This window comes from Marinoscillum pacificum, assembly GCF_024714495.1.
Classification (GTDB): Bacteria; Bacteroidota; Bacteroidia; order Cytophagales; family Cyclobacteriaceae; genus Marinoscillum; species Marinoscillum pacificum.
The window spans coordinates 258,291-280,525 of record NZ_JAMZMJ010000006.1 but is presented as its reverse complement, the minus strand read 5'-3'; the positions used below and the strand labels follow the sequence as shown (position 1 = coordinate 280,525).

General features: G+C 40.1%; 21 protein-coding genes. 17 read left to right on the top strand and 4 right to left on the bottom strand.

Annotation, left to right across the window (positions count from 1 at the left end):
- The first annotated feature begins 32 nt into the window (after nt 1-32).
- The 13 genes from NXS00_RS15795 (at nt 33) to NXS00_RS15735 (ending at nt 11,577) form a co-directional block, all read left to right on the top strand.
- Complete coding sequence (locus tag NXS00_RS15795; protein ID WP_258100208.1) at nt 33-281, top strand: type B 50S ribosomal protein L31; 249 nt, start codon at nt 33-35, stop codon at nt 279-281.
- Nucleotides 282-380: 99 nt separating this feature from the next.
- On the top strand, nt 381-1,577 hold the full coding sequence (locus NXS00_RS15790) for a GlmU family protein (protein ID WP_258100207.1): 1,197 nt from the start codon (nt 381-383) through the stop codon (nt 1,575-1,577).
- 2 nt (nt 1,578-1,579) lie between these two features.
- The gene (locus NXS00_RS15785; RefSeq protein WP_258100206.1) at nt 1,580-2,704 is read left to right on the top strand and encodes a DNA polymerase III subunit; all 1,125 of its coding nucleotides are present in this window, start codon (nt 1,580-1,582) and stop codon (nt 2,702-2,704) included.
- On the top strand, nt 2,701-3,135 hold the full coding sequence (locus NXS00_RS15780; protein ID WP_258100205.1) for an ATP-dependent zinc protease family protein: 435 nt from the start codon (nt 2,701-2,703) through the stop codon (nt 3,133-3,135). The genes NXS00_RS15785 and NXS00_RS15780 overlap by 4 nt, the downstream gene beginning before the upstream one ends.
- Before the next feature lie 72 nt (nt 3,136-3,207).
- Nucleotides 3,208-4,110 (top strand): 30S ribosomal protein S6--L-glutamate ligase, encoded by a 903-nt coding sequence (gene rimK, locus NXS00_RS15775; protein ID WP_258100204.1) that lies wholly within the window; start codon nt 3,208-3,210, stop codon nt 4,108-4,110.
- Entirely contained in the window at nt 4,110-5,024 is a 915-nt protein-coding gene (gene hemC, locus NXS00_RS15770) for a hydroxymethylbilane synthase (RefSeq protein ID WP_258100203.1), read from the top strand. The genes rimK and hemC overlap by 1 nt, the downstream gene beginning before the upstream one ends.
- Before the next feature lie 58 nt (nt 5,025-5,082).
- A complete protein-coding gene (locus tag NXS00_RS15765) occupies nt 5,083-5,925 on the top strand; it encodes a peptidylprolyl isomerase (RefSeq protein WP_258100202.1) in 843 nt (280 codons plus the stop codon).
- A gap of 10 nt (nt 5,926-5,935) precedes the next feature.
- Nucleotides 5,936-6,829, top strand: coding sequence for an SDR family oxidoreductase (locus NXS00_RS15760; RefSeq protein ID WP_258100201.1), 894 nt, complete (start codon nt 5,936-5,938; stop codon nt 6,827-6,829).
- Between the two features lie 78 nt (nt 6,830-6,907).
- A complete protein-coding gene (locus tag NXS00_RS15755) occupies nt 6,908-7,354 on the top strand; it encodes a DUF6265 family protein (protein WP_258100200.1) in 447 nt (148 codons plus the stop codon).
- Between the two features lie 92 nt (nt 7,355-7,446).
- Nucleotides 7,447-8,397 carry an aldo/keto reductase gene (locus NXS00_RS15750; protein ID WP_258100199.1) on the top strand — a complete coding sequence of 317 codons (951 nt, stop codon included), beginning with the start codon at nt 7,447-7,449 and terminating at the stop codon, nt 8,395-8,397.
- Between the two features lie 15 nt (nt 8,398-8,412).
- Nucleotides 8,413-8,970 carry an RNA polymerase sigma-70 factor gene (locus tag NXS00_RS15745; RefSeq protein ID WP_258100198.1) on the top strand — a complete coding sequence of 186 codons (558 nt, stop codon included), beginning with the start codon at nt 8,413-8,415 and terminating at the stop codon, nt 8,968-8,970.
- Nucleotides 8,971-8,989: 19 nt separating this feature from the next.
- A complete protein-coding gene (locus tag NXS00_RS15740; protein ID WP_258100197.1) occupies nt 8,990-9,970 on the top strand; it encodes a FecR family protein in 981 nt (326 codons plus the stop codon).
- On the top strand, nt 9,958-11,577 hold the full coding sequence (locus NXS00_RS15735) for a hypothetical protein (protein WP_258100196.1): 1,620 nt from the start codon (nt 9,958-9,960) through the stop codon (nt 11,575-11,577). Before NXS00_RS15740 ends, NXS00_RS15735 begins: the two co-directional genes overlap by 13 nt.
- Nucleotides 11,578-11,581: 4 nt before the next feature.
- Here the strand turns inward: NXS00_RS15735 and NXS00_RS15730 are convergent, their stop codons facing one another.
- Together NXS00_RS15730 and NXS00_RS15725 are read right to left on the bottom strand one after the other, a co-directional pair.
- Complete coding sequence (locus NXS00_RS15730; RefSeq protein WP_258100195.1) at nt 11,582-11,995, bottom strand: hypothetical protein; 414 nt, start codon at nt 11,993-11,995, stop codon at nt 11,582-11,584.
- A complete protein-coding gene (locus NXS00_RS15725; RefSeq protein ID WP_258100194.1) occupies nt 11,988-12,377 on the bottom strand; it encodes a hypothetical protein in 390 nt (129 codons plus the stop codon). The genes NXS00_RS15730 and NXS00_RS15725 overlap by 8 nt, the downstream gene beginning before the upstream one ends.
- A 122-nt stretch (nt 12,378-12,499) precedes the next feature.
- Between NXS00_RS15725 and NXS00_RS15720 the strand changes: the two genes are divergently transcribed.
- Nucleotides 12,500-14,833: a TonB-dependent receptor gene (locus tag NXS00_RS15720; RefSeq protein WP_258100193.1), complete on the top strand. Its 2,334-nt coding sequence runs from the start codon at nt 12,500-12,502 to the stop codon at nt 14,831-14,833.
- 97 nt (nt 14,834-14,930) lie between these two features.
- Here NXS00_RS15720 and NXS00_RS15715 read toward each other — a convergent pair whose 3' ends face one another.
- Together NXS00_RS15715 and NXS00_RS15710 are read right to left on the bottom strand one after the other, a co-directional pair.
- The gene (locus NXS00_RS15715) at nt 14,931-15,473 is read right to left on the bottom strand and encodes a RidA family protein (RefSeq protein ID WP_258100192.1); all 543 of its coding nucleotides are present in this window, start codon (nt 15,471-15,473) and stop codon (nt 14,931-14,933) included.
- Nucleotides 15,474-15,616: 143 nt separating this feature from the next.
- Nucleotides 15,617-18,268 (bottom strand): AsmA family protein, encoded by a 2,652-nt coding sequence (locus NXS00_RS15710; RefSeq protein ID WP_258100191.1) that lies wholly within the window; start codon nt 18,266-18,268, stop codon nt 15,617-15,619.
- 332 nt (nt 18,269-18,600) lie between these two features.
- On the opposite strand from NXS00_RS15710, the gene NXS00_RS15705 reads away from it, so the two are divergent.
- From NXS00_RS15705 to NXS00_RS15695, 3 genes are all read left to right on the top strand, one after another.
- A complete protein-coding gene (locus tag NXS00_RS15705) occupies nt 18,601-20,235 on the top strand; it encodes a P-loop ATPase, Sll1717 family (RefSeq protein WP_258100190.1) in 1,635 nt (544 codons plus the stop codon).
- Nucleotides 20,236-20,345: 110 nt separating this feature from the next.
- Nucleotides 20,346-21,101, top strand: coding sequence for a site-2 protease family protein (locus tag NXS00_RS15700; protein WP_258100189.1), 756 nt, complete (start codon nt 20,346-20,348; stop codon nt 21,099-21,101).
- A gap of 37 nt (nt 21,102-21,138) precedes the next feature.
- Nucleotides 21,139-22,230 carry an ARMT1-like domain-containing protein gene (locus NXS00_RS15695; RefSeq protein ID WP_258100188.1) on the top strand — a complete coding sequence of 364 codons (1,092 nt, stop codon included), beginning with the start codon at nt 21,139-21,141 and terminating at the stop codon, nt 22,228-22,230.
- Nucleotides 22,231-22,235 lie beyond the last annotated feature (5 nt).

The window sequence follows — 22,235 nt, the reverse complement described above, 5'->3', positions numbered from 1 at the left end:
TATTCCTTTTTAAGAAAAGCATCGAGGAAATTATGAAAAAGGACATTCATCCGGAATACAAAGACGTTATATTTTTCGACACTACAGGCGACTTTAAATTCAAGACTCGCTCAACAATGTCTAGTGACGAAACTATCAAGTGGGAAGATGGTAACGAATATCCATTGATCAAGATAGAGGTTAGCTCTGCTTCTCACCCATTCTACACTGGTAAGAATATCTTCTTGGATACTGCTGGTAGAGTGGAGAAATTCAACAAGAAGTACAAAAAGAACAAGTAATTGTTTTCAAATACATGAGTTTACAAGTCTTCAGGCATTGCTTGAAGACTTTTTTTGTTTGTACTTACTAGTCCAGTCGAAAGCGATTAATTTTACCCTATGAACATCCTTTTTGCTGAATCTTCAGACGCCCATTTACAACTCCTACCTCTCACCTACACGCGTCCTGTCGCCAATTTGCGTGTTGGAATCCTTACGATAGATGAGAAATGGGCTAAGCATTTAGCGATCAAATCCTTCGGATACGCTACTCAGGGGTATCTCCAAGGAAAGTTTCCATTTACAGAAGCTAATCAAGAGACCTTGTGGATTGTAGATGGAATCCTACCCAACCCACAGCTAATTGACAAGATTCATAAACTGTCATCAGGTGATGCGATCACCAAAGAGAACAAAATACTCGTTGCCAAAGGATCCAAAAACCCATTAGAAAGCCCGGAAGCATATTCGTCAACTGAGTTTTCTGAAGAAATTTCCGAAATCTCATTCACCTGGGACCTATTCCGATTAAATGGTCAGGAAATTCGAAACGACTATAAGTTAATCACCACCGGACGAAAATCTGCTGCGATTGAAGATCCGCACACTATAGTTTACGGTGCTGAAAATATCTTTTTAGAAGAAGGAGTCTCCATCAAAGCTGCAGTATTGAATGCCGAAAATGGCCCTATATACATTGGTAAAGATTGTGAGATTCAGGAAGGTGCATTGATCAGAGGACCGTTTGCGATGGGCGAACACTCTATTGTGGCCATGGGTACCAAACTGCGAGGAGATACATCTACCGGCCCGTACTGTAAAGTAGGTGGTGAAATATCCAACAGTATTTTCTGGGGCTATAGCAACAAAGGTCATGATGGATTCCTTGGCAACTCCGTGTTAGGAGAATGGTGTAACCTTGGTGCAGCTACCAACAATTCTAACCTGAAGAACAATTACGACCCTGTAAGAATGTGGGACTTCAAGTCTGGGAGTTTTGCGCACACTGGATTACAATTCTGTGGGTTAATTATGGGAGATCACAGCAAAACAGCCATAGGCACCATTTTCAATACTGGAACAACTGTGGGCGTAGCTTCGAATATCTATGGCAATGGCTTTCCAAGAACCATCATACCATCATTTGCGTGGGGAGGTTCAGAAGGATTTGCAACACACCATCCGCGAAAGGCCTTTATCACGGCGGATATTGTGATGAAAAGAAGAAATTTAGACCTCAGCCAGGAAGATAAAGACATCCTAAATCATATCTTTGAAGCTTCTTCCCAATACAGAGTCTGGGAAAATAAAGATTAAGTATGCAGTTTGCCGAAATTCCGGGATTAGATGATTTAAAAAAGTCTCTTGTAGCTTCTTACAAGAACAACCACATTGCTCACGCACAGCTTTTCAATAGTGCTTTGGGCGGCGGTGGATTGCCCGTAGCTATTTCTTTTGCTACCTATCTGCTTTGTGAAAACAAACAAGATCAGGACTCCTGCGGAGAATGTGCCAATTGTCAAAAAATGGCCAAGCTGATTCATCCAGATGTGCACTTCATCTATCCGAAACCATCAGCTAGCAAGAGCTCAGACTATGACAAGCTGCAAACAGAAACGCTAAAAAAATGGCGAACATTTGCTGCAGAAAAGCCTTACAGTGACATCAATGACTGGGTCGCTTACAATGGCTATGAAAACAAGAATGTATTAATCTCCAGAGAAGATAGCCGTAACATTATCCGCACGGTGAGTATGAAGTCTTTCGAAGGGGATTTTAAAATATTGATTATCTGGTATCCAGAGTTCATGCACCCGGCAGCTGCCAATGGTATTCTGAAAGTACTGGAAGAACCACCAACACAAACTATCTATTTGCTGGTGAGTTATGCTTATGATAATCTACTGGCTACTATCAAATCCAGAACGCAAATATTCAACGTGACTCCATTCAAGGAGGAAGTAATTAAAGATTACCTTGTTGAAAATAAAGGTATCGATCAAACCACAGCGGAGAAAGTAGCACGATTGTCCAACGGCAGTATGGGTAAAGCCATCTACGAATTGGAGCATGCCGATAAAATGGCTTACGAAGCATTTCGAAACTGGATGCAGATGTGCCTGAAAGGCGATTATTCTGGTTTGCTCAATGTGACAGAAGATTTCGTGAGAAGTTCCAAGCCACAGCAACGAAACCAGTTGGAGTTTTCTATTGCCTTAATTAGAGATGCCATCCTTAGTAAGGCAGACAACAATGAATTGGTCAACAGAGAAGGAGCTGAAGGTGAATTCATTCAAAAATTTGGTGGATTTGCCAGTTTGCCTGCCCTGGAAAAAATCTACATGAGCATTAGTGAATGCCTGGGCCATTTGGCGAGAAATGCCAGTCCTAGAATCACATTTATGAACCTTTCACTGCAATGCAGTAAATTTCTTCGGTCATGAAAACCAAGAAAACAATTGGCAGAACAGATAAAGTAGACCTTCCCGACCTGGGCATTTTAGAAACCAATGCCAAAATAGATACCGGAGCTTATACTTCATCCATCCATTGTAAAAAGATAATGGTTACTGATGGAGTGCTAAGTTTTCAGTTGCCTACGAAAGTTGATGGCAAGTCGTTGGTGAAGAAATTTCAAACTCGTGAGTATTACCAAAAGTCTATCAAGAGTTCGAATGGCGAAGCCCAAAAGCGGTACATTATCAAAACGCATATTGTCTTATTCGGCAAGTCATACCTTGCGGAGTTTTCACTTTCAGATCGATCACAAATGAAAAATCCCATTTTACTGGGTAGAAAATTGTTGAAAGATCGGTTTCTGGTTGATGTATCCAAGAAAAACCTGTCACACGATTTGAAAAAGACATCATCATAAGTTCACTTAGTAACAACCAGTGGACAAGCGTATTTTACATATATTGAACATCCCCAAACGAAAATATAAGAAATGAAATTAGCCATACTGTCTCGTAGATCAGATTTGTATTCCACAAGACGACTTGTAGAAGCGGCCCAGTTCCGTGGACACGAGGTGTATGTAATAGATCATCTTCAGTGTGATATTATGATTGAGCAAAATGCCTTAACCATGTATTACAAAGGAGAAAAACTCGAAGGATTTGACGCGGTGATTCCTCGTATTGGTGCTTCCGTTACCTTTTATGGAACTGCTGTATTGCGCCAATTTGAGATGATGGACGTATTCAGCGCCAACCGCTCTATCGCCATCACCAGGTCCCGAGACAAACTAAGAAGCATGCAGATGCTTGCTGCCGCTGGATTAGGCTTGCCAAAAACAGCATTTACCAACTACTCCAAGGAGGAAAAGCAGATTGTCCAAAACATGGGTGGTGCACCTTTGATTATCAAATTACTTGAAGGAACCCAAGGACTAGGAGTTGTATTGGCTGAAACCATCAAAGCTGCTAAATCAGTAATAGAAGCCTTCCATGGTCTGAAAGCCAGAATCCTTGTTCAGGAATTCATCAAAGAAGCCAAAGCTTCCGACATTCGTGCCTTTGTAGTAAACGGAGAAGTAGTTGGTGCCATGAAACGAACTGGAAAAGAAGGAGAATTTAGATCTAACCTTCACAGAGGTGGCACTGCAGAGCTGATCAAATTGAAAAGATCAGAAAAAGCTGCTGCCGTAAAGGCTGCAGAAACAATGGGACTTAGTGTCGCTGGTGTTGACATGCTGCAATCTGACAGAGGGCCGTTGATTTTGGAAGTAAACAGCTCACCAGGACTTGAAGGCATCGAAAAAGCAACCGAAAGTGACATTGCTGGCAAGATCATCGAATATGTGGAGCTGAATTATCAAAAAAGAAGAGGGGCTAAGAGAAACGCATAGTGGATAAGATTAGAATAGGAACTCGCCAGAGCAAATTGGCTCTATGGCAAGCAGAATATGTAGCTGAAAAGCTGCAAAATGCTGGATACGAAACAGAATTGGTTTTGAAGGAAACCAAAGGTGACAAAGTACTGGATGTATCGATTGCCAAGATTGGAAGTAAGGGCGTTTTCACTGAAGAACTGGAAGAGCAATTAGCCTCTGGAGCTGTAGATATTGCGGTCCACAGTGCCAAAGACATGCAATCAAGACTTCCTGAAGGTTTTGAAATCATTGCATTCACTGAGCGTGAAAAAATCAATGACGTGATTGTCTCAGATCAATCAATTGATATGAATGATCCCAACCTTGTTTTGGGAACCTCTTCTACTCGCCGCGTGGCACTGTTCAAGCATTTCTATCCAAACATCAAAACCGTAGATGTTCGAGGCAACTTACAAACCAGAATTGCAAAAATGCGGGATGGTTTGTGTCACGGATTGGTTTTGGCATATGCAGGCGTTCATCGTATGGGGTATGATGAGATGATCAAGCATGAGCTTACTACGGAAGAATTTATACCTGCAGTTGGTCAAGGAAGCGTGGCGATCGAATCTCATGTGAACATCAGTCAAGAAAAAAGAGATGCCATTCGCCAGGTAATCAATGATCCAGAGACGGAAAAGCGATTGTTAGCAGAGCGTGCGTATTTAGCTGAATTAGAAGGCGGATGTAGCATCCCGGTTTTCGCATTAGCAACAAATACAGGCAATCAGGTTAGCATCGAAGGTGGAATTGTGAGTTTGGACGGTTCTACTCGAATTGTGAAAACATTATCTGACGCGGACCCTGTAAAATTAGGAAAGCAGTTGGCAAAAGAAATATTGGAAGCTGGTGGAGATAAGGTACTGGCAGATATTCGAAAAGAGCTTTAACTGAGCGTTTTTTTAATATTTTGATCTTGTATATTTGAGCCCAAATTAAAGCGAACCAATGAAGAGATTATTTCTTTTAGCGATAGTTTTCACAGTAGTTTTATCAGCCTGTGACAAAAACAAAGATTATTTAGTGATCATCCACACAGAGTTTGGCGATATGAAAGCCATCTTGTATGATGAGACACCATTACACAAAAAGAACTTCATCGCTCTGGCGAAAGAAGGCAAATACGATAGTACACAGTGGCACCGAATCATCAAGGACTTTATGGTACAAGGTGGTGACATTTATGCCAAGGATGATACTCGCGAACCAGAAGGAGCAAGAATTCCTGCTGAAATCAACGAAAAATTCCAACATACTAAAGGTGCTTTGGCAGCGGCTCGTCAGGGAGATCAGGTTAACCCTGAGAAAATGTCTTCTAGCTCACAATTCTATATTGTTGACGGAAGAGTATTCTCAGAAGCAGAATTGACCACTGACCAAATGAAGTTGAATCAGTCAATTAGCATGATGTTGCAAAATCCTGAATACGATAGCTTGAAGCAACTATTCATGGATCTACAGCAACAAGGCAACTATGCCGGCATGAACGAGCTAGCGCTTGAGTGCAAAGGCTACGTAGAGCAAGAATTGAGTGTCAACCTTAACAAAGAAGTGGATCCTAGAATGGTAGAAACTTATACCAAAATCGCGGGAGCACCACATTTGGATAAAGAATACACCGTTTTCGGAAGAGTGGTTGAAGGTTTAGACATTATTGATAAATTAGCAGATGTCAAAGTTGGTCCTGGTGATCGTCCAGTAAAACCTACTTACATGTCAGTGGAACTAGAAATGGTTCCGAAAAAAGAAATCACTAAAAATTACGGATACGAGTATCCAGCAGAAGATTAATACTACGTAAATGAAGATACTTGTAACTGGCGCCAACGGACTTTTAGGTCAAAAACTAGTTGCAATTCTTCGTGACGAAAAAGGAATAGAACTTATAGCCACTGCCAGGGGAGTCAATCGCAACCCTGAGGGTGGCTATACTTATTTATCGGCCGATCTTAGAAATATGGACGGGATCAAGGTTTTCATAGAAATCTGCGATCCAGATGTAATCATACACTGTGCGGCTATGACTCAAGTGGATGAATGCGAGCAAAATCAGGAATTGTGTTGGGAAAACAATGTTGACACTACTCAAAACCTGATCGAAATTGCCAAGTCATGCAATGCGCACTTTGTGTACGTTTCTACTGACTTTGTTTTTGATGGAAAAGAAGGTCCCTACACTGAGCGCGATATGCCTAAGCCAATCAGTGTTTATGGCGAATCTAAACTGGCCGCTGAAAAATTATTGCACCAAAGTGGCATCAGCTACGCAATCGTAAGAACTGTACTCGTTTATGGTACCTCATTGAACGCTAGTAGATCTAATCTGGTCCTTTGGGTGAAAAAATCCCTGGAGGCAGGAGAGCCAATCAAAGTGGTGAACGATCAGTGGCGTACTCCAACCCTCGCTGAGGATTTGGCCAAAGGCTGCTATTTGGTTGCAAAAGGAAAACATGAGGGTATCTTCCATATTTCAGGAGAAGGGATGATGACTCCTTACGAGATGGCACTTAAAGTGGCAGAATCCTATGGGCTAAATGCTTCCTTGATCACTGAAGTAGACGCAAGCACTTTCTCTCAACCAGGCAAACGACCACCAAAAACAGGATTTGTGATTGAGAAGGCTAAAGAAAAACTAGGCTTCCAACCAACTTCCTTTGAAGAAGGTCTAAAAATCGTAGCACAACAGCTTCAATAAGCTCAGAAAATAGTTTATTTTCATTGTCCACTTTCCAGACTTCCACACGTCATGAGAGTGTACTAAACACTTTTTACGATGAAAAAACTATTACTACCTCTCCTCCTGCTAGTATCATTTGCTACTACCGCACAAGAACATGACTTCAGCTGGATCACAGGTCGATGGACTGGACCAGGATTTGGTGGCACTTTTGAAGAAATATGGTCAGAACCAGATAGTAATGGCGATATGATTGGAATGTTTCGCTATTTCGACGCAACGGGCAAGGTGCAATTTTATGAATTCTGGATACTCAATGAAACAGGTCTAAAACTCCGTCATTTCAGTGGTGATTTTACAGCCTGGGAAGATAAAGAGGAGTTTGTCGACTTTAGCATGATTGAGTCTACGGCAAATAAATTTACACTTAAAGGCCTCACTTATGAGCTAGTTAATGACGATGAGTTGGAAATTCACCTGGATATGAAGGATGAAGGCACGGTGACTACCGAAATATTCCACTTAAAACGCGTGAAAGACTAGCTAATCGATTTTTCAAGCAATCCCGTAGATGAATACTATCATCTGATAAATTCTTGATTAAATTTGGTTAAACGCAACTAGACAAGAATAATTTGAAATTTCTGAAATTCAGCAACGGAGATGAAATGCCAATGATCGGTTTGGGAACATCAGGGATCCCAGCAAGTAAGGCATATTATGTTGTTAGAGAAGCCATCAAAATCGGTTATCGACATATTGATTGTTCTCCTATTTATAAAAATGAAGCTGAAGTGGGTCAAGCAATCAATGACGCCATCGACGATGGTGATGTAACCCGTGAAGAGCTTTGGATAACCTCCAAACTATGGAACTCTGATCATCGCTACAACGATGTGGAACCAGCATGTGAAAGGTCATTGGCAAACATGGGTCTCGACTACTTTGACTTATATTTAATTCATTGGCCAGTAGCTGTTGAGCGCGGAATTGATTGGGCTCAGAATGAGGAAGAATACCTCGCAGAAGAAGAGGCTCCCATTGAAGATACCTGGACAGGGATGGAGGATTGCATGGCAGCAGAATTGACTAAACATATTGGTGTTAGCAATTTCAATATCAGCAAACTTCAATTGCTGCTGGAAGAATGCATGGATCCTCCAGAAGTCAATCAGTGTGAGTGGCATCCTTATTTGCCTCAGCAGACACTATACGATTTCTGTAAGCTCAATAAAATCAAAATGATTGGCTATGCACCTCTTGGTTCGCCTGGCCGATCGGAAGATTACCGAAAAGCAAACGATCCTGAACTGCTCACAGAGCCTGCTATTTCAGCTATTGCGATGAAGCACGGAATAACTGATGCCCAGGCTTGTCTGGCTTATGGTTTGACAAGAAAGATGGCTGTTATCCCTAGATCGACCAAATCAGACCGTTTAAAAGAGAATTTTGAGGCTGCAGATTTAAAACTAGACCGTGAAGATCTCAGAAGTTTGATAATATTGCCAAAATTCCGTTATTTCAAAGGAGAAGAACATACTTCGCATGGATCTCCTTACAAACTGACAGATATCTGGGAGTATTAACATTTTTTCAATCCGGTGACCACAAGCCTAATCCGCTCAATACCTTCTGACGAAAAAGAGTTTGAAGCATTTTTCAACTTACACTATCCGGTGATGGTTGGCTTTGCTATGAACTATCTGAAAGATAAAGATCAGGCAGAGGAGTTGGTTCAGGATGTTTTCACCAATGTGTGGATTAAGGCAGAAACGATTACCATCTCCACTTCCGCCAAATCCTACTTATTCACAGCGACACGTAATGCTTGCCTCAATTTCTTGAAGCATCAGAAAATTGAAATGGCTTATGCCAATCAATACGAAAGTCCATTGTCCCAAACAGCAAATGAGCTGGAATATGATGAACTGGTTGGTAGACTGGAAAAAGCGTTGGATAAAATTCCGGAAAAATGCCGTGAGATATTTGAGTTGAATCGGTTTGAGGGAAAGCGCTACAAAGAAATAGCGGAAGAGCTGAACCTGTCCCTGAAGACTGTAGAAAACCAGATGGGAAAAGCCCTTAAAATTCTAAGAAATGAGCTGGGAGATTACCTTCCATTGATTTTATGGTTGTGGCTGTATGGGGGTAAATTTTGAATTAGTTGTCAGATAATAAATGGAGTCAAACAACACATATAAACCATCTTCAGAAGCTTTTTCACGATACTTCGCCGGAGAGAGTACACAGGATGAATTGACTCAAATCAATAATTGGGCAAATGAAAGTGCTGAAAATCAGGAAGAACTTGAGTTGCTTCGAGCGATCTGGCAAGATGTAGGTTCCGTTCGAATAGAACCTGCTGAAGTAGATACCAACAAAGCATTTGCCAACGTCTTAGCCAAGAAAAAAGCACACGAGCAAACAGTACCAAGTAGATCGTTCTGGAATGCATGGAAAGTTGCTGCCGTTGTACTATTGGCAGTAAGTGCAGTTCTGATGATGATTCAGGAAGATAATGATGTCCAGCTGGTAGCCGAATCCATCACCAAAGTTTCATTATCTGACAGTACTAAAGTGACGGTCAATGAAGGAAGTACATTGGTCTATCAAAAGAACTTCAATACTGCTGCTAGAAAAGTAAGCTTATCTGGAGAAGCATTTTTTGATGTAGCGAGAAATGAAGAAAAACCCTTCGTAGTACAAGTTGGTGAGGTTACAGTCACCGTATTAGGAACCAGCTTTAACATCAAGGAATCGGAAAAATCTGTGAATGTAGCAGTCTCCACTGGCCGTGTAGAAGTGAAATCTGCTTTTGGCACCGAGATATTATCAGCAGGTGAGCAGGTAACGGTCAATCTTGATGAAAAGGAACTGACCACTGCCAACAACTCCACTTCTGGCACTGAGCAATATTGGTTCTCTAAAAAATTGATTTTCGCCGGATCGGATATGTCCAATGTTCTGGAAGACCTGGAGTCTACCTATCAGGTAAGGATCAATGTAAAGAATGAAGCTATTCTTAATTGCAAACTTCAAGCGACTTTTGAAGATCAATCAATTGATGAAATCTTAGAAATTATCAGCCTTTCACAAGGATTAACCGTAGAACAAACCAATGAAGGTTATATACTTTCAGGAGAGGGATGCGACGACTAATTATCATTTTTTTCTGTCTTAGTTCTATTGGTCTTCATGCCCAGGTCAGTTTGGAGCTGGAGAATGTACCTGTTGCTGAAGCAATCCATCAGTTCTCGGAAGCATCAGGTTATCGTTTTGCCTATAATCCGGATATTCTACAACCAGAAAAACTAACTGCATCTATACAAGATCAACCTCTTGAAAAAGCTGTAAATCAAGTCTTTGCTTCCAACTACGATTACAAAATCCGTGGAAGCTACGTCATATTGCTACCTAAAAAAGCAACAGCCAAACCAGCTCCATCAAAGGACTTTATCACCATAAAAGGTGAAATACTGGAAGAAGGGACCAACATGAAACTAGAAGATGTTTCGGTTTATGAAATCCACACCTTGAAACCGGTATTAACCAATGCTTCTGGAGATTACTCCATAGATGTTTCGCTCCCTGATGACATTGCCTTTATTGCTATCAGTAAAGCCAACTACGCAGACACCATCATACAGGTAAAACGAAATGCGAACTGGACAATCAAATTGAAGAAGAAAGCGTCTGAAGCCGAGAGCATGGTTAAGGAAAAAGTCTTTAATGTCTTTAACGGATCCGCTGTGCAGACTCACACCAAAAACGTGAACCTTACAGAACGCAAGTGGATGCACTTTGCATTGACCCCAGGAGCAAGTACCAATGGCTTTCTTTCGGGTAAGTTTACCAACAAGTTTTCCATCAATCTGATTGCGGGTTACAGCCATGCACTTGAGGGAGTAGAAATAGGTGGTTTCTTGAATATGGAACGCTCGTATGTAGAAGGTGTGCAAATGTCCGGTGCGTTAAATATTAACGGTGACTACACAGATGGAGTACAAATGGCTGGTTTGTCCAATGTGACTATCGGATGGGTGAAAGGATTACAAATGGGCGGATTTTCCAATCATAGTGGAGATTTGATTGGTTGGCAACTGGCTGGAGCCATTAACTCTTCCATCAATGCTAAAGGAAACCAACTAGCAGGAGCCATCAATTGGAACTCTGGGACTCTTGAAGGTGTACAAGCTAGTGGCTTACTGAATTACACGAAGAAGCTGAAAGGCGTACAAATTGGTGTACTGAATATTGCTGATTCTGTAGAATTAGGAGCAATGATTGGTGTCGTTAATTTATCTAGAAACGGAATTCATCATTTTGAAGTGAGTGCCAATGATGTGACTCCATACAATCTCAGTTTCAGATCAGGTGTTTACGGATTTTATACGATCCTTCAAGCAGGTATCAATCCGCACTCTGGCAACCTATGGGATTATGGAATGGGCCTTGGGTCTAGTCATAAAATTAAATCCAAAGGAAGCTGGGATATAGAAGCAACTTCTCACACGCTTCAATCAATCGACCACTTCATTGATGGACTGAATCAAGACATCCGATTAAAAGTTCGTTTTGGATATCAATTTGCCAATCATTTGCATGTTATTGGAGGACCTGTGGTCCACTATTACCTATTCAATCCTAGCGCGACAGAAGACGTAGGCTTTGCGGATCGATTTGGTACACATGCTTTCCATACTGCTACATCAGGAGGAGTGCTGACCAAAGCATGGCTAGGCTATGAGTTGACGGTGAGGTTCTGATTTGCTAAAACTCAGCCTCTCCAAAATTGCTAAACTTTTCAACCCAGAGTAAATATTCACCGAATAGTGATCCAGATAAAAGATCTAACTCCGTCACTTTTTGTCCCTCAATTCTTAAATCTATTTTCTCTGTACCATCACACTCATCCAATGCTTCTTGAAATTCACGCAAAGTAGAAAATGCTGCGTTATCGACAATCACTTTAATTAGCCGATCAAGTTGTTCTAATTGTGTCACATTCAGTGATTGAACTAATGAATCAAGATCGTTTGCCCGTTGAACAAGATCTGGATGAAGAAATTTATTTGCTTTTCCGTTAAGAGCATTTTTTTTGATGCTCTCATACATCTCTAAAGGCTCCTCTCTCATCCCTTTAATAAGAAATTTTCCAAATCTGTCTTCTAAATTTCTATCCATCAATTTGAGATTTTATTAGTCCGATTACTCCTCTTAGCGTCATAAAACCTCCTACTGCAATTGGCACTATATTGAAAATAAAAATGACTCCTGAACTCGTTGTTATGCGATAAAGAACAACTCCAAAAATGAAGATGGCTATACCAATAATCAAGCTCATTATTGATCCAGTTAAGTGGTTAGTACGTTCCTTTTTGTCTTTTATTTCTATTTGCTTTTTGTCAAGAGTATCTAAACTCCTAATAACAAACCTGCGGTATTCAGGATCAATATTGTGCTGCTCGAACATCGCTGAGAGTTCACGAAAACTGGATCCATTAATTTTCAATTTTGCACAATAGGTCAAAAGCTCCTCTTTTGACATCTCACTTACACTTTGCATAGTTAATATTTATGGTATCAAAGCTTGAAAATAGCGGAAAACTGAATAAAAAATAAAATCAAGTGGGGGTAAATCCCGAGTTGGTTTTCCTAAAGGCGAAAACGTCTTAAAAACTAACTCTAATGAAACGACTAACCATTTTTTTACTGAACACATTATTGGTTTCAATGGCCTTTGCACAAACTCAGGTAATCCGAGGAACCATTCTAGACACGGACTCGAAAAGTCCATTGATTGGAGCTACCATTCAGGTCATCAATCATGATCCTTTGATTGGCTCCTCCACCGATTTGGAAGGAAGCTTCCGACTCGCAGATGTTCCATATGGTCGTGTGGACCTTCTGGTGCAGTCTGTAGGCTATGAGCAAAAAGTCATTCCGAACGTACTTGTAACAGCTGCTAAAGAGGTCATTCTCTCTGTAGAAATGTCCGAATCCATTGAAAAACTACAAGAAGTAGTAGTTACTGCCCAGAAAGACAAGTCTGAAGTGATTAACGAAATGGCTTTAGTAAGTGCCAGAACATTTTCGGTTGAAGAAACCCAGCGATATGCCGGCTCCTTCAATGACCCAGCTCGATTGGTCGCATCCTTTGCTGGTGTGAACAGCAACGCCGAAGGCAACAACGACATTGTAGTGCGAGGAAACTCACCAAAAGGCATTCTTTGGAGATTGGAAGGAGTTGAAATTCCAAACCCAAATCACTTTGCCAACGAAGGATCCACTGGTGGACCTATCAATGCGCTGAACAGTAACATGCTTGCCAACTCCGACTTTATGACGGGTGCTTTTGCTCCGGAGTATGGAAACGCTCTGTCTGGAGTATTTGATATGAAGTACAAAAAAGGAAACAACCAAACCAGGGAATATACCGCATCAGCAAGTACGCTGGGGATAGATTTCACAGCGGAAGGCCCTTTCAAAAAAGGATACAACGGATCCTACATTGTCAATTATCGCTATAGTTCCTTGCAGCTAATTTCAGATTTGGGAATCATAGATTTTGGTGGAATTCCAAAATATCAGGATGCTGCCCTCAATATCAATTTGCCTCTGAACAAAGACAATCATCTGAATATTTTTGGTCTAGGTGGCATAAGTAGTATTTCTGGTGAGGAAGATCATGAAAATGGCGATCCGGCTTATCGTGGAGTATTTGGTAGTAAGCTTGGTGTCATTGGAGCTTCACATGTTCGATTCTTCAATGAAAAAGCTTTCCTAAAAACCACACTTTCCTACAGTGGGACTCAATTGGAATCCATTGATGAATATGTGAATGACAATGATGAATTCTATGAAGAAGAAAACATCGCTATTTCTAAAAATACTATTCGCTTACAGTCAACTTACAACTACAAGTTCAATGCGCAGCATAAAATGGAAACTGGTGTGATCTTATCCAGACTCGGATATGATGCTCAAGGTAAAATCTTCAATTATGATACGGATCAATTGGAAGAGGTGCTGAAAGATAAAGGTAGCACAGAGACGGTTCAGGGATTTGTATCCTGGAAATACCGCATGAATGACAATTGGACATTAACCTCCGGCTTGCATTCCTTGTATTTCAACCTAAACGAATCCATCTCCATAGAGCCAAGAGCAGCCATCAGATGGAAGGCTACTCCGAGAAGTTCCTTCAACGCTGGAGTTGGTATTCATAGCAAACTCAGCACGGTCTCTACTTATCTGGCGAGAATTCCACAAGACAATGGAACCATTTGGCAACCCAACAAAAATCTGAAACCAGCAAAAGCAGCTCATTTTATATTGGGATATGATTATCAATTAAGTCCACAATCACACATCAAGGTGGAAGCATACTATCAGCATTTGTACCAACTGTTAGTAGAAAATGACCCGAATAGTAGCTTTGCCTTACTCAACGAGTCTGATGCCTATGGAGCTATGCCTTTAGTGAATGATGGAAAAGGAAAAAACTATGGCTTGGAACTGACCTATGAGCGGTTTTTCCACAATGGTTTATACTACATGAGTACTGTTTCACTTTATGAATCACTTTACACGGCTAAAGATGGTATCGAGCGATCAACGGCATTCAATGGCAACTACATTGTCAATTTCATTGGTGGTAAAGAATTTGCTATTGGCCAACCTGACAAGAATCGCGTGATGTTTGTGAATGCTAAATTAGCGCTACTCGGTGGCGGCCGCTATACTCCGATTGATTTGGTCGCTAGCCAGGAAGCAGGAACCGAGATATATGATGAAACTAACATGCTGGGAAGACAAGGTGAAGATGTGTTTTTCCTGAATCTGTCAGTTGGTATTCGAAGAAACAAAGGTAATACTACTAGAGAATTGAAGTTGGATGCCAATAACGTCACTGGTAATCAGGCATTGGTCAGAGAATATTACTTACAACCAACTGAAGAAATCGAGAAGAGCTACCAGCTCCCAATGATTCCGAACATTGTGTATACGTTTAAGTTCTAAGATCACCAACTCTCCCCAAAGCTTATACAGAACAAAATATTTTAATCACTTACTCCCCCTCTCTTAATAAGAGAGGGGCTGGGGGTGAGTTCTATTCCTATTTCGGTGCAACTTCCACTACCATCTCTATCTCAACAGCAATGTCACGAGGAAGTGAAGCCATCCCAACGGCAGCACGGGCGTGCTTACCTCTATCGCCGAAAACTTCGACCATCAGATCAGAATAGCCATTGATTACTTCTGGATGACTAGTAAAGTCAGCTGTGGCATTGACCATCCCGGTTACTTTTACGATTCTTACCACATTGTTCAAGTCGCCAATCTCAGCTTTGAGTGCTGCTAATTGAGCAATTCCTGAAAGACGCGCTGCTTCATAGCCTTGTTCTATTGATAGGCTATCTCCTACTTTCCCAGTGACGTTGCCGCCTTCTGGAAGTCTAGGACCTTTTCCAGCCATAAACACTAGGTTTCCAGTTCTGACAGCATTGACATAATTAGCCAAAGGAGCCCCTGGCACTTGCAATTCAATTCCGAGCTCAGTCAAACGCTGCTCTACATCATAATCATACAAAGGCGCTTGATCTGTTTTAGGAGATGCACACGCTATCAGAAACAAAAGGAGTATGGATAGATATTTCATTCTATTATTCGATCCGTCATTCCCCCGAATTCGGAGAGACTAAAGATATATTGGACAAGTCTTTCGAATCATCGAGGCATCTAATTGTCAATATTCAACCAACCAGCCCCTCCATATGAAGGAGGGGTAAGGTTAGTTATTAATTATTTTCCACCGCCTTTTTTCTTGAAGACACTCTTAAGTTTGTCTTTAGCTTCATCTTTCAGCTCTTCTTTGGCTTCTTCCTTAGCCTCTTCTACTTTTTCCTTCACTTCCGCTTTTGCAGAATCTACTTTTTGAGTCACCACGGCCGTTGCTGAGTCCTTAGCAGCTTCAACCTTTTTCGTAACCTCTTCTTTCTTTTCGTTGATTTTAGCTTTTGCTTGTTGCTCCAGAGCAGCCTTTACGCCTCCTCCTTCTCCACCTGGAGATGCACTCAACAATTTCACTTTAGGCTCATCATACGTACCTGCTATGCCCAGGTTAAGCGTAATATCTTTACCAACTACATTACTCATTCCAGCAAAAGAAGAAATTGCACTATTCAACGCTTCACCAACCTGACCTGAAGGTACATCCATGGCCATGGCATAATCCAAAGTTCCATCCACTCCAGTACTTCCTCCCACAGTGGCTTTTTTACCAGCCAGTTTGATATCAAATGGCTCTACCCAAATTCTACCATCTCTGATCTCAGTTTGTAGTAACACATCTTTCAAAGTCACCTCGCCATCATCTTGATTCAGCTTACTTACGTTAGAGATTGCAGTAAGTAACTTCACATCTTGAAGTGCCGCATTCGCTATGGCAACCAGACCAGCTCCCTGCATGTCTTCATAGACAGGCATCATACCTTCTCCAATAGAACCGCCAAGTTTGAAATCTGTAGAGAATTTACCAGTCATTTTCTCAGCAACTGGTACCAACTCCTGAATGGTAGTAAAAGACTTGAATGCAGAAGCTATCGACATTCCTTTGATACTGAAGTCAAAATCATAAAGTGGTTTTGCCAACGAAAGTGCCGATTCATATGCTCCGTTCATTTCAAACTGACCATCTAGCAAGTTGAATCCAACTTTTTCCATAGTAATGGCACCATCACGAATAATCAATTTACCATTGAAATTTTTCAACTCCAGATCGTCATAAATGATTGTTTCGATATTAGAAGCTAATACAAAGTCAATATTTTCTGGAATACGAATGATCTCCAATGCCGAAGTATCTTCAGGAGTTTCCTCCTCTGTTTCTTCAGTCATCCATTCGTTTACATCTACCAATGACGAACTGAAATTCAAGTTTCCATACAACATGGCACTGTCATTTAGCGCATACGCCAGGTAGTTGGAAATTTTTCCATCCATGTAAAGATCTGTTCTACCAGCATTTCCTTTGAAGTTAGCCAGGGTGATATCCTTAGGATCTAAAGTCATTTTGGTATTTGATATTCCAAAACCCTGCGGTAAATCAACTCCCTGATAATACAAGTCTGTAATCTCCATGCTACCTGTAGTTGGCAACTCCATATATCGTTCAGCTTCCAGGTCAGACATGCGACCTTTGGTTTCTAACTGCGCATTGATGTGTCCTCTAAGTGTCGTTTCCTCTAGTTTAACAATTTGGGTAATTTTCTCTAGATCAAGATTCCCGTTCATACGGAAATCCCAGTAGTAATCTTCTAAATCTTTAAAATCTAAATAAGCTGTTACTTCTTCTCCATCCAACAGCATGTGGAATTTGTCCATTAAAAAGGAAGTTTCTGTCAAGTCAGCAGAAGGCATATTGAAAGTAGCCTTCACATCTATCTGCTCCATTGGAATTGGGTAATCAGCATAAACGATATTTCCGCCATCAATTGAGAAGTTAGCCAACACAGCAGGCAATTCCGTTTCTGTTACTGATCCTCTCACATAGCCATCAAATCCAACAGTTCCTGAAGCGGTAACACCATCCAAATATTCCTGGTACGTGCCCGGTATTAATGATAGAATACTGATCAGGTTAATTTCTTTACCAGCATAAGTGATATCCATGTCGATATCCTCACCTGGCATACTCACATAGCCATCAAAGCCAAAACCGAAATTGCTCAAGCTTACTTGGTTCTCCTTGAATGTGAATTTCATATTGGCCAAATCCATGGCCATAGTAATGTCAGCATTTAAAGACTTTTTGTAGATATAGTCTACTCCGTCGTAGCTAAAAGTCATCGCATCAACGGTAGTTTTTGTTACCATATCAAATACATCCTGAGAAAAGTCTCCAGAACCGGAATGGTTAAGTCCTCCAATTGCAGCCAGCATCGGTGTAGCAGCATCCATGTAAATCACATTTGCATCTACAATTTCCCAACCTTGTATTTTGATAGAAAGTGGAGCACTTTCTCCTGTTTCTTCCTCTTCTGTTTCTTCAGATGGTTTCGCAATATCATAATTGGCAGTACCATCCTCTAGGACAATGACATTGATCGATGGTTCGATCAAGGATACATCCACAATTTCAATTTGCTCTCCGTTGATTACCGACATGATGTCAAGTGTTAAACTAAACTCTGTCACGTCCACCAAGGTATCCGCCTCAAATGGCTCAACCCCTACAATTCCAAAGTCACCAACGGTAACAGAAATGTCTGGAAAACTCTTGAATAATGACACGCTGAATGCGTCTGTATCATAGTATACTTTGGCATTAAGTGCTTTGTCCAGCTCTTTATCTATAGCTGCCTGGATATCGTCTTTAAAAATAATTGGCACCAGAACGGCTGCCAATAAGATCAACCCAATGAGTGATGCGAGAATGATGAGTACTTTTTTCATGGCTTTGTGGTATGTATCGTTGTACGAATTGTATGCTAAAAAATGATTCTACTCTACGAAGTTAATTAACGGATGGAGTACTATTAGAACTGTAATAAAATTTAACATTAGCACTCCACAGCTAACTTCTTACAAATTAATCATTAAACTACTGGATCGCGAGACTGTTTGGGAGAAATAGTGAAATTGACCCCACTGATAAGTATTGTGAAATTCTACTTTTTTCTCTTAATTCCGCCGTTTTGTCTGATTTTGAAAGAGGTTCATCCATTAAGTGTAAGGTTAATTGTTTGATATTGTTATATTAGAACTACCACTTTACCGCCCAATTAATGAGTAAGAAATATCGGATAAGAAAAAACTTAAATATCGGATCACCTGACGCAGAAACTGATGAAATTCTGTTTGATGTTTATGTTGAGCATGAAGTTCTAGAGGAAATAATAGACACAAAATCACAGAAATCTATCCTTCTAGGTCGAACTGGATCAGGTAAAAGTGCAGTTATAAGATACATAGAAGAAAAATGTAGTAATGTTACCAGAATTGAGCCAGGGTCTTTGTCATTAAGATATCTAAGTAACTCTACAGTATTAAGATATTTTAGAGATCTTGATGTCAACCTAAGCTTATTTTTCAAGGTGCTTTGGAAACATGTTTTTGTAGTTGAACTTCTGAAACTTTACTTTCCTGATGATTACAATAAAGAGAAAAAATCTATTTGGATTCAGAATATTAGAGAAGCCATATTAAAAATTGGAAAATCCGATCCCAGAAAAGAAAAAGCTTTAAAATACCTGGATAATTGGACCGACAAGTTTTGGTTAGATGCGGAGTATCAAATTAAAGAACTAGAAAAGTCTCTTGTTGATGGTATTAGTTCCAAAACAGGATTATCAATAAATGAGCTGGGAGTTAGTTTAAATTCTTCATCGCAAACAAGTAGTACTTCCAGAACAGAAATCAAGCATAAAGCCGAATCAGTAATACATGAGGTTCAATCCAAAGAACTTATTGAGATCTTTAATATTATGAAGTCCGATCTCTTCACTGATCATCAAAAGAAGTTTTATATAGTAATAGATGACTTAGATAAAGAGTGGATAGAAACTGAATTCAAATACAACCTTATTGATGCAATGGTTGAGGTAATTAAGGAAATTCGGCAATTCAAAGGAGTAAAAATTATTGTCTCCTTAAGAGAAAACCTGAATGATTTATTGAAACTTGGAAGTATGCATGAAGGAGGCCAACGAGAAAAACTCAGACCTTTATATGCTGATATGACCTGGGAAGAAAAAGAACTAAAAATACTGGTTGACAATAGATTGATAAATATCACTAACCATGAATTGAATGTTGCAGAAGCCTTCTATGATGTTCGAAGAACTGGTGAAACTGGATTCAAATATGTTCTTGATCGAACATATATGAGGCCCCGAGACATTATAAGTTTTGTAAACTATGCTTTTCAAAAAGCAAACAGCAAAACATCATTCACTAAAGATGTTATTTATAAAGCTGAAGTTCCATATTCAACAGATCGTTTTCATGCCTTGGAGGACGAGTGGAGAGAAAATTATGGTGAAATTGGCCTTGTAACCTCGTTCTTAAATGGAATCAATAATGGATTTAGGTTAAAATCATTACATGAGGATCAATTTGAAGAACTTTATCTAGAAGTTGATACTTCAAAACATTTTAAGGGAGGCTTGGAAGCAGCAATTAATGATTGGAAAAGTGATAAAATCAAATTTATAGTATTTGCAAAACGGTTGATTTATATACTGTACCATATTGGAATAATTGGTGTTAAAAAAGGGCCAACTTTTTCTACTGCGTTCTTTTATGATGAATTAGAAATTACTCGAATGGATATTTCCAATAACAATAAATTTTATGTGCACCCTTCATTGTATTCGCACTTTAAAGTAAATACTATGGAACAATTGCCAGAAGATATTTAGGTTACATATTTAATCATTTCTTTCTGTGGGTTTTCATGAAGAAAATGAGTCTAAATCATGTCAACGCTCAACTCATGGTAATTTAATAGATTTGTGAATGCCTTAAATCAATGAATCCAACTTTCTCTACCATAGTAGCTTACCTGTTCATTTACCTGGTGTATTTGCTGGGAAAGCTAGTGCTATGTCTTAGGTATGGAATTTATGACCGACATATCTTTCTTGGAATGGGAGAAAAACCTGCATTTACTTTTTCTCTGAGTTTGGTGACGATTTCGGTTGGTTTGTTCATTCCGCTGCCCTACTTCGCACGATTTTATAGCTATCAGCCAGATGGATCCAAAGAACGCATGAAAATGGCATGGGAATATGCTGATAGGCCTATTCTTCACCGGTTGTTGATCAACTTTGGAGGAGCCTTTTCCATGATGATTATGGCTATCTTCATTTTCTTATTTATTGGCTTTGTTCAAGAGGAAAGTGTACTACGAGCAATCAGATATGGATTTCTGGAACCATTTCGTTTGATTTGGATCAACATCAAAGCGCTCTACATTTTGATTTTTGGAGGAATAGCCGATGCTGATACGCTTTCTGGTCCAGTTCGCATGGCACAGCTCTTTGGTGAGTGGTCCTATTTGAGGTTTCTCCGAATCACGGGAGTGATACTAGGGGGTTTTGTTTTTTACGAGTTTTTGCCGTTCCCTAAAACAGCCATGACGAGAACGATTCCACTAATTACAGAAGCTTTTTTCAACAAACCTTTTAGCTACAAACTCTACAACCGCATCGATCAGATATTTTGGGGATTGATCATTGTGCTATTCACCTGGACCATAATCAAAGACATCAGTCAGCTCATGTAAGGTTAGATTCTTCTTTTCCACAGTTATCTTCGCCACTATGAAGTTGTCAGATTATCCTTACATTGACCCCACTAAAGGCACATTTGCAGGATTTACGCTCGAAACACGATTTCCCAAAATCCTGAAGGATGTTTTGGACACCCCAGAGTTAAACCCGGCAAGTAAAACACAACTTACTTCACTTCTAAACAATCTGGATAATCAGAGAATAGAACCAATTGAGTTAACTTCTGAAGAATCCGTCTTTTGGCAACCATTTTTTGAGGAGTATTCCGGTAAACGATTTGAAGAAGTCCCTTTCTTCTTCCTAGAAATCTACTTTTATCGACTGATCAACCAGATCATTGCAAGCAACCAAGACTTTATCGACCCATTTGGGCACATCAAACGACAAGATCTGAAGAAGAACACTGCCTTCTTCAAGCGACTGGCTAGTGATCGATTCGAGCTTTCTGTTGATCAATATATTCATCTAGCAGTTGAAGGAAATCAAGCAGACCTTAGCCAACTAGCAGGTAGCACGAAAGGCAACCCTCTCACCTATCTTATTGACGATAGTAATCAATTGATCCACCATATCCCGGAAACTGGTATTCACCTGATAGCTGACAATTCTGGTGTAGAGCTGTTTACAGATTTATTGCTGATTACCAAGTTATCAGAGACTTGTAAGCAGGTAACATTGCACTTAAAACACATGCCATTATTAGTTTCGGATGCGACTCCCAATGATTTGGAGATTCTTCTTAAACACCTTGAAGTAATTGGCCTTCTGGATTTTGTCTCTGAAATCAAACAGCTTCTAGATTCCAGCAAGTTGCAAGTGACAAGCCATCCATTCTGGAATTCTCCCACTTTTTATAACAAATTACCCTTTATTGAGGGGGAGACCAATTTATTATTAACTAAAGGGGATGCTAATTACCGAAGGTTTTTCCATGACAAAGCATTTCCTCCTCATTTGTCATTTGAACTTGAGACCATTGGTTTCGATAAGGTTTTCACCTTACGAACCTTGAAATCTGACATTCAAACAGGCCTTAAGAAAGAGCAAGTAGTAGATCTTCATAAACATGATCCGGAATGGATGCACAATGGAAAGTATGCCGTTATTCAGCAATTGAAATAATCACT

Bases quoted from the DNA above. Each gene is read 5' to 3' on its own strand.
- NXS00_RS15725 (WP_258100194.1), bottom strand. From the start codon at position 12,377: ATGCAAAGTGTAAGTGAGATGTCAAAAGAGGAGCTTTTGACCTATTGT.
- NXS00_RS15780 (WP_258100205.1), top strand. From the start codon at position 2,701: ATGAAAACCAAGAAAACAATTGGCAGAACAGATAAAGTAGACCTTCCC.
- NXS00_RS15700 (WP_258100189.1), top strand. From the start codon at position 20,346: ATGAATCCAACTTTCTCTACCATAGTAGCTTACCTGTTCATTTACCTG.
- NXS00_RS15790 (WP_258100207.1), top strand. From the start codon at position 381: ATGAACATCCTTTTTGCTGAATCTTCAGACGCCCATTTACAACTCCTA.
- NXS00_RS15785 (WP_258100206.1), top strand. From the start codon at position 1,580: ATGCAGTTTGCCGAAATTCCGGGATTAGATGATTTAAAAAAGTCTCTT.
- rimK (WP_258100204.1), top strand. From the start codon at position 3,208: ATGAAATTAGCCATACTGTCTCGTAGATCAGATTTGTATTCCACAAGA.
- NXS00_RS15755 (WP_258100200.1), top strand. From the start codon at position 6,908: ATGAAAAAACTATTACTACCTCTCCTCCTGCTAGTATCATTTGCTACT.
- NXS00_RS15760 (WP_258100201.1), top strand. From the start codon at position 5,936: ATGAAGATACTTGTAACTGGCGCCAACGGACTTTTAGGTCAAAAACTA.
- NXS00_RS15735 (WP_258100196.1), top strand. From the start codon at position 9,958: ATGCGACGACTAATTATCATTTTTTTCTGTCTTAGTTCTATTGGTCTT.
- NXS00_RS15715 (WP_258100192.1), bottom strand. From the start codon at position 15,473: ATGAAATATCTATCCATACTCCTTTTGTTTCTGATAGCGTGTGCATCT.
- NXS00_RS15710 (WP_258100191.1), bottom strand. From the start codon at position 18,268: ATGAAAAAAGTACTCATCATTCTCGCATCACTCATTGGGTTGATCTTA.
- NXS00_RS15765 (WP_258100202.1), top strand. From the start codon at position 5,083: ATGAAGAGATTATTTCTTTTAGCGATAGTTTTCACAGTAGTTTTATCA.
- NXS00_RS15720 (WP_258100193.1), top strand. From the start codon at position 12,500: ATGAAACGACTAACCATTTTTTTACTGAACACATTATTGGTTTCAATG.
- NXS00_RS15795 (WP_258100208.1), top strand. From the start codon at position 33: ATGAAAAAGGACATTCATCCGGAATACAAAGACGTTATATTTTTCGAC.
- NXS00_RS15695 (WP_258100188.1), top strand. From the start codon at position 21,139: ATGAAGTTGTCAGATTATCCTTACATTGACCCCACTAAAGGCACATTT.
- NXS00_RS15730 (WP_258100195.1), bottom strand. From the start codon at position 11,995: ATGGATAGAAATTTAGAAGACAGATTTGGAAAATTTCTTATTAAAGGG.
- NXS00_RS15740 (WP_258100197.1), top strand. From the start codon at position 8,990: ATGGAGTCAAACAACACATATAAACCATCTTCAGAAGCTTTTTCACGA.
- NXS00_RS15705 (WP_258100190.1), top strand. From the start codon at position 18,601: ATGAGTAAGAAATATCGGATAAGAAAAAACTTAAATATCGGATCACCT.